The 6,847-nt window shown below is 67.7% G+C and carries 3 protein-coding genes and 1 pseudogene; all 4 read right to left on the reverse strand.

Annotated features, from left to right (window positions below; all coding sequences use genetic code 11):
* A pseudogene (locus Q8814_RS23320) lies at positions 1–605 on the reverse strand (hypothetical protein); the annotation flags it as partial.
* A gap of 124 nt (positions 606–729) precedes the next feature.
* The gene (locus tag Q8814_RS23325) at positions 730–2,865 is read right to left on the reverse strand and encodes a 3-hydroxyacyl-CoA dehydrogenase NAD-binding domain-containing protein (RefSeq protein WP_330154350.1); all 2,136 of its coding nucleotides are present in this window, start codon (positions 2,863–2,865) and stop codon (positions 730–732) included.
* A gap of 35 nt (positions 2,866–2,900) precedes the next feature.
* On the reverse strand, positions 2,901–4,115 hold the full coding sequence (locus Q8814_RS23330; protein WP_330154351.1) for an acetyl-CoA C-acetyltransferase: 1,215 nt from the start codon (positions 4,113–4,115) through the stop codon (positions 2,901–2,903).
* A 343-nt stretch (positions 4,116–4,458) separates the two neighbouring features.
* Positions 4,459–6,711, reverse strand: a complete 2,253-nt coding sequence (locus tag Q8814_RS23335; protein WP_330154352.1) for a DNA polymerase III subunit gamma and tau — start codon at positions 6,709–6,711, stop codon at positions 4,459–4,461.
* Between the last annotated feature and the right edge of the window lie 136 nt (positions 6,712–6,847).

Here is a 6,847-nt window from a genome sequence, read left to right on the forward strand (position 1 = left end):
GGCCGCTCCTCGAGACGCCGGCGGACGTCCGTCAACCGAATGTTTCCGTTCGTCACGGTGGCGATCAGCGAAAGGTACGCGTCGTGTGCCGTGGTCTGCGCGGTCGCGAGATCGAGCGCCGTGTCGGCCTTCGTGGTGCACGGCGGGCGACGGTCGACGGCGATGTGGGCGTGTGCCCGCGACCGATGCACCACGACACCGGGATGCAGCACCGAGTTCGGTTCGGGTACAGGAAGTTCCGACTTCCGTCCTGCGCACCTGAGCGTGGGATGTTGCGGCAGCGCCGATCTGCCCACCGGTACGGTGATGTGGACCGGTTCCGTGTCGTCGACCGGCAGCATCCCCCATTCCTCCGCCGCGGTCCGGTGGCTGAGTACGGCCGCGCCGCCGCCGTAGAGGAGCGCCGCCTCGAGAACCATGGTTCGGGTGAGCGGTCCGCTCGTGACGCTGTAGACGCCCTGCAGTACGCGTTGCCAGCGTCCGGTGTCGAGCAGGTGCCGGACGCGTCCGCGGCCGAGGCCGAGACAGGTGAGGCGAGTCTGCGTCACCAAGCCCGCGTACTCGTCGAACAGATGCTGTAGTTCTCGTTCCCCGCCGTCCCCCATGCGGCGATGATGCCGTATCCGGCACAGGCGAAGAGCCCCCGAACCATGGTTCGGGGGCTCTTCCTGTGGATAAGCCGTGCGTGGTTTCGGTAGCGGTGGTTACCAAAACCACGCACGGGCAGCGTCAGCTGCGCAGGCTGGCGGGCGGGGTGAAGCGCTCGCCGTACTTCGCGGCGAGTTCTTCGGCCCGCTTCACGAAACCTTCCTTGCCACCCGGGTAGCCGACGATGTACTGCGAGACACCACCGGTCCAGGCCGGGAAGCCGATGCCGAGGATCGAGCCGATGTTGGCGTCGGCGGTGGTCTCGAGAACACCCTCGTCGAAGCACTTCTGGGTCTCGATGGCCTCGGCGAACAGCATCCGGTCGATCAGATCCTGCAGCGGAACGTCGAGCGTCGCGGTGGTCTTGAAGTGATCGCGCACGCCCTGCCAGATGCCGAGCCGCTTGCCGTTCTCGTCGTACTCGTAGAAGCCGGCCTTCTCCAGGCGGCCCGGACGACCCTGCTCGACCATGAAGTCGATGACGTCGAGCGCGGGGTGCCGGGTTGCGCCCATCTTGGTGTCGCCCTGCGCCGCGGCGTCGGCGGTCTCCTTGGCGATCTTCTGCATGAGCTTCATGTTCAGCTCGTCGGTCAGCTGCAGCGGCGCCGCCGGGTACCCGGCCTGCGAACCGGCCTGCTCGATCGTCGCGGGCTCGATGCCCTCGCCGAGCATGGCGATGGCCTCGTTGACGAACGTGCCGATGACGCGCGAGGTGAAGAAGCCACGGCTGTCGTTGATGACGATCGGGGTCTTGCGGATCGCCAGGGTGTAGTCGAACACGCGGGCCAGCGCCTCGTCGGAGGTCTTCTCACCCTTGATGATCTCGACGAGCGGCATCTTGTCGACCGGCGAGAAGAAGTGGATGCCGATGAAGTCTTCGGGGCGCTTGACGCCGGTCGCGAGACCGGTGATGGGCAGCGTCGAGGTGTTGGAACCGAGCAGCGCGTCGGGATCGACGATGTCCTCGATCTCCTGGAACACCTTGTGCTTGAGCTCGGTGCTCTCGAAGACCGCCTCGATGACGAAGTCGACACCCTTGAAATCGGCGGCGTCGGCGGTCGGATGGATACGACCCAGCAGGGCCTGCGACTTCTCCTCGGTGGTCTTGCCACGCGAGAGCGCCTTGGCCTCGATCTTCTCGGAGTAGCCCTTGCCGCGCTCGGCGGCCTCGAGGCTGACGTCCTTGAGCACGACGTCGTATCCGGCCTTCGCCGACACGTAGGCGATGCCGGCGCCCATCATGCCCGCGCCGAGCACGCCGATCTTCTTGATCTCGCGCTTGGGCACATCCTTCGGACGCGACGCGCCCGAGTTGATGGACTGCATGTCGAAGAAGAACGCCTGGATCATGTTCTTCGCGACCTGGCCGGTGGCGAGCTCGACGAAGTAGCGGGACTCGATGGTCGACGCGTTGTCGAAGTCGACCTGCGAACCCTCGACGGCGGCGGCCATGATGGCACGCGGAGCCGGCATGGGCGCGCCCTTGATCTGCTTGCGCACGTTCGCGGGGAACGCCGGGAGGTTCGCGGCGAGCGCGGGCGTCGCCGGGGTGCCACCGGGGATCTTGTAACCCTTGGTATCCCACGGCTGGACGCCGCCCTCGGGGTTCGCCTTGATCCACGCCTTCGCAGCGGGAACGAGCTCCTCGACACTGCCGACGACCTCGTGGACGAGACCGATTTCCTTCGCCTTCACGGCGTTGTACTTGTTGCCCTGCAGCAGGACCGAGAGCAGCGCCGTCTGGATGCCGAGCAGCCGCACGGTGCGGGTGATACCGCCACCGCCGGGGAGCAGGCCGAGGCTGGCCTCGGGCAGCCCGATCTGGACGCCCTTGACGTCGGCCGCGATGCGGTGGTGGGTGGCGAGAGCGATCTCGAGACCGCCGCCGAGCGCCGCACCGTTGATGGCGGCCACGACGGGCTTGCCGAGGGTTTCGAGGCGACGCAGGTCGGCCTTGATGCCCTGGACCTCGTCGAACGCGGCCTGCGCGTCGTCGGGTCCGATTTCGATGAGGTTCCGCAGGTCGCCGCCGGCGAAGAAGGTCTTCTTCGCGGAGGTGAGCACCACACCGGTGATGGAGTCCTTCTCGGCCTCGAGGCGATCGACCGTGGCCTTCATGGACGCCTTGTAGAGCGCGTTCATGGTGTTCGCGCCCTGGTTCGGGTCGTCGAGGGTGAGCACGACGATGCCGTCGGCGTCCTGATCCCAAGAAATCATGTTGTCTGTCACTGTATTTCGAATCCTTCCGGGTATCAGACGCGCTCGATGATGGTGGCCACGCCCATGCCGCCACCGATGCACAGGGTGACGAGGGCGCGCTTGGCTCCGCGGCGCTCGAGCTCGTCGATCATGGTGCCGGTGATCATGGCGCCGGTGGCGCCGAGCGGGTGGCCCATCGCGATGGCGCCGCCGTTGACGTTGAGCTTCTCGTCCGGGATCTGCAGATCCTTCTGGAACTTGAGGACGACGGACGCGAACGCCTCGTTGATCTCGAACAGATCGATGTCGTCGACGGTCAGGCCCGCGGCAGCGAGCGCCTTGTGCGCAGCCGGGGTGGGACCGGTGAGCATGATGGTCGAGTCGGCACCCGAGGTGGCGGTCGCCACGACGCGGGCGCGCGGGGTCATGCCGAGGTCCGTGCCGGCCTGCTCGGAACCGACGAGCACCAGCGCGGCGCCGTCGACGATGCCGGAGCTGTTGCCACCGTGGTGGACATGGTTGATCTTCTCGACGAAGTGGTACTTCTGCAGCGCGACAGCGTCGAAGCCGCCCATCTCACCGACACCGGCGAACGACGGCGCCAGCTTCGCCAGACCCTCGAGGGTGGTTTCGGGACGCATGTGCTCGTCGTGGTCGAGGATCGTCAGGCCGTTCTGGTCCTTGACGGGAACAACCGACTTGGAGAAGTAACCGCCCGACCAGGCAGCCGCGGCGAGCTGCTGCGAACGGAGCGCGTAGGCGTCGACGTCCTCGCGCGAGAAGCCCTCGATGGTGGCAATGAGGTCGGCGGAGATGCCCTGGGGAACCAGGTAGCTGTCGTAGTTGGTGGCGGGATCGAGCATCCACGCGCCGCCGTCGGATCCCATCGGCACACGCGACATGGACTCGACGCCGCCGGCGAGGACCAGTTCGTCCCAGCCCGAGCGCACCTTCTGCGCGGCAAGGTTGACGGCTTCGAGGCCCGAGGCGCAGAAGCGGTTGAGCTGGAAGCCGCCGGTGGTGACCGGCATGCCGGCAACGGTGACCGCGGTGCGCGCGATGTCGGCACCCTGATCGCCGACCGGTCCCACGACACCGAGGATGAGGTCGGAGATGCGGTTCTCGTCCATGTCGGGGAAGCGGACACGCAATTCGTCGATCAGACCGGTCACCAGCGTGATCGGCTTGACCGAATGCAGTGAGCCGGTCTTCTTGCCCCGGCCGCGTGGTGTTCGGATGGCTTCATAGATGAATGCCTCGGTGGTCACAGTGCGCAGGTTCCTTCCCGTGCTTGCGGATGCGATGGTGCGGATCCTCGGGGAGGCCACACCCAGCCTTGTCCACCGTAGAAGCACCGGGCAAAGCGGGATAAGGACCGAAGCGATCGGGGTCCGTGACCGAACCGAGCGGTCTCGACGTCGGGCGACGTCCGGTCCCGCATCCCGAGCGGTGCGTTCTCTCGGCGAACGCCTCGAGGATCGCGGCGGTGCCGGTTCACATCGGATTTGGCGCGGACACCGCCTCCGGCCGTACGGTTCCCCAGGGTGCGGTTGCCGTGGCATCCGGATCGATCATTGCTGCCCGTCGCATCGTTCCGGCGCGCGAGAACCTCTACTTCTCGTCGATCCTCTTGGCGCCGAAAGTCTTCTGCAGTAGCTCGATCGCGACGTCTTCGGGATCTCGGCGAGCCGACGGATCGCCCGGCGTGGCGGCCTCGGCGAACATTTCGTCGACGTCTTCCGGGGTCATGACCGACGGATCCGCCGGCGGCGCCTCGTATCCGGGTGCCGGACCGGGATCGTCCGGCAGGTCCGGCGCTTCGGGCGGCGGAATCTCGTCGAGTTCTCCTGCGTCGGTGACCCCGTTCGTGGCCGCCGGACGTGAATTCGGAGGTGGTGGCGACTGCGGCGGCGGCGCCTGCTTCATCTGGCTCGGGCGGGAAAACCGTGGCTGTCCCGCGGGACGCGACTGCTTCTGCGACGGTGCCGCTTTCGCAGGCGCCGACGCAGCAGAACCGTGCACGCACGTGACCTCGAACTCGGCACCGAACAGGTCGTGCAATGCGGCGGCGATCACCGTCGCGTTGCGCGGTTCGGCGAGGCGTTTGACGAGGGGAACGGAATCGTGGACCAGCACCACGCGGTTGCCCTCGACCGCGCGGACCGTCGCGCCGGACAGCATCACTTCGACGGTGCGACTTCGATCGCGGACCTTGGACCGGACCTCCGACCACACCGCGCGCATCGCCGCGGCATCGGGACCGGATGCGGCAGGGTGACCGGGTTCCGGGGTGGCGACCGCTTCTGCGGCAGCCGTTTCTGCGACCGGTTCGTCGGCGGCGACAGGTTCGGGGACGACAGGCTCGGGGACGACAGGCTCACGTTCCGGAACCGGTTCCGCTGCGACAGTTTCTGTTACAACAGCTTCTGCCACAACAGCTTCTGTCACAACAGCGTCGGGTGCCACAGGTTCGGCCACGGAAGATTCTGCGGTAACGGCTGCCGGCGCGGGCGACTCGGGTGCGGGAGCTGTCGGCCCGGGCACCGGCGATTCGCTGCCGGTCGACGCCGGCTCCGGCGCGGGCGCGGACTCGGACGGTCGCCGCTGGGAGGGTCGCTGGAAACGAGCGGCGGGCTCGTCCGGCGCGATCGGTGGCGTCGGCGCCGCGGCGGGTGGCGGTACATTCGGCGCCGACGTGGCGGCCGGTGCTGCGACGACGCCCTGTTCGAGTCGCTCGAGACGCTGCAGCACAGCCGATTCCGAGCCGGATGCCGCAGGCAACAGCATGCGTGCGCACATCACTTCGAGCAGCAGTCGGGGTGCCGTCGCGCCGCGCATCTCTCCCAGGCCCGCGTGGACGATCTCGGCGTAGCGGGTGAGGGCCGCGGGGCCGAGCCGGGTCGCCTCGTCGCGCATACGTTCGAGTACGTCGCCGGGCGCGTCGACCAAACCTCGCTCGGCCGCGTCCGGAACATTCCGCATCAGGATCAGATCGCGAAACCGCTCGAGGAGATCGACCGCGAAGCGACGGGGATCGTGGCCCGCATCCATCACTTTCTCGACCGTGCCGAACAGCGCGGCGCCATCGCCGGCGGCGAGCGCATCGACGGCTTCGTCGATGAGGGCGACATCGGTGACCCCGAGCAGCGACAGGGCGCGCACGTAGGTGACGCCCTCGGGCCCGGCTCCGGCCAGCAACTGGTCCATCACCGAGAGCGAATCGCGCGGCGAACCGCCGCCCGCGCGGATGACGAGCGGGTACACCGTGTCCTCGACAGGCACGTTCTCCTGCGTGCAGATCTGCTCGAGCAGACCGCGCATCGCCGTGGGCGCCAGCAGCCGGAACGGGTAGTGGTGGGTGCGCGACCGGATGGTGGGCAGCACCTTTTCGGGCTCGGTCGTCGCGAAGACGAAGATCAGGTGCTCCGGCGGCTCTTCGACGATCTTGAGCAGGGCGTTGAAACCCTGTGTACTGACCATGTGCGCCTCGTCGATGATGAAGATGCGGTATCGCGACTCGGCCGGGGCGTAGAACGCGCGGTCGCGGAGCTCGCGGGTGTCGTCCACGCCACCGTGGCTGGCAGCGTCGAGTTCGGTGACGTCGAGGTTGCCGCCCCCGCCGGGACCGAGCGAGACGCAGGACCGGCATTCACCGCACGGTGTGGAGGTGGGACCCTTCTCGCAGTTCAGCGACCGGGCGAGAATTCTTGCCGACGACGTCTTGCCGCACCCGCGCGGGCCGGAGAACAGATACGCGTGGTTGATGCGTCCGGTGTCCAGTGCCGTACTGAGGGGTGCGGTGACGTGTTCCTGCCCCACCACCTCGGCGAAGGTCGCGGGTCGATACTTCCGGTACAGGGCCACGCGCCGAGACTACCGGCGCCCCCTGACAGAAGCGGAGTAGAGTCTGCCTGTCCCACTCGGGGAATGTCCTCATCCATCGCCGAGGCCGGGCGGGTGGCGAGCACCGGCCCGGGAGCCTGCGGTCGTGCAGCCGCAG

The sequence above is a fragment of the Rhodococcus chondri genome (assembly GCF_036327435.1).
Taxonomy (GTDB): domain Bacteria; phylum Actinomycetota; class Actinomycetes; order Mycobacteriales; family Mycobacteriaceae; genus Rhodococcus; species Rhodococcus chondri.

Coding starts and splice junctions, on each gene's coding strand:
- Q8814_RS23325 (WP_330154350.1), bottom strand. CDS start 2,865: ATGATTTCTTGGGATCAGGACGCCGACGGCATCGTCGTGCTCACCCTC.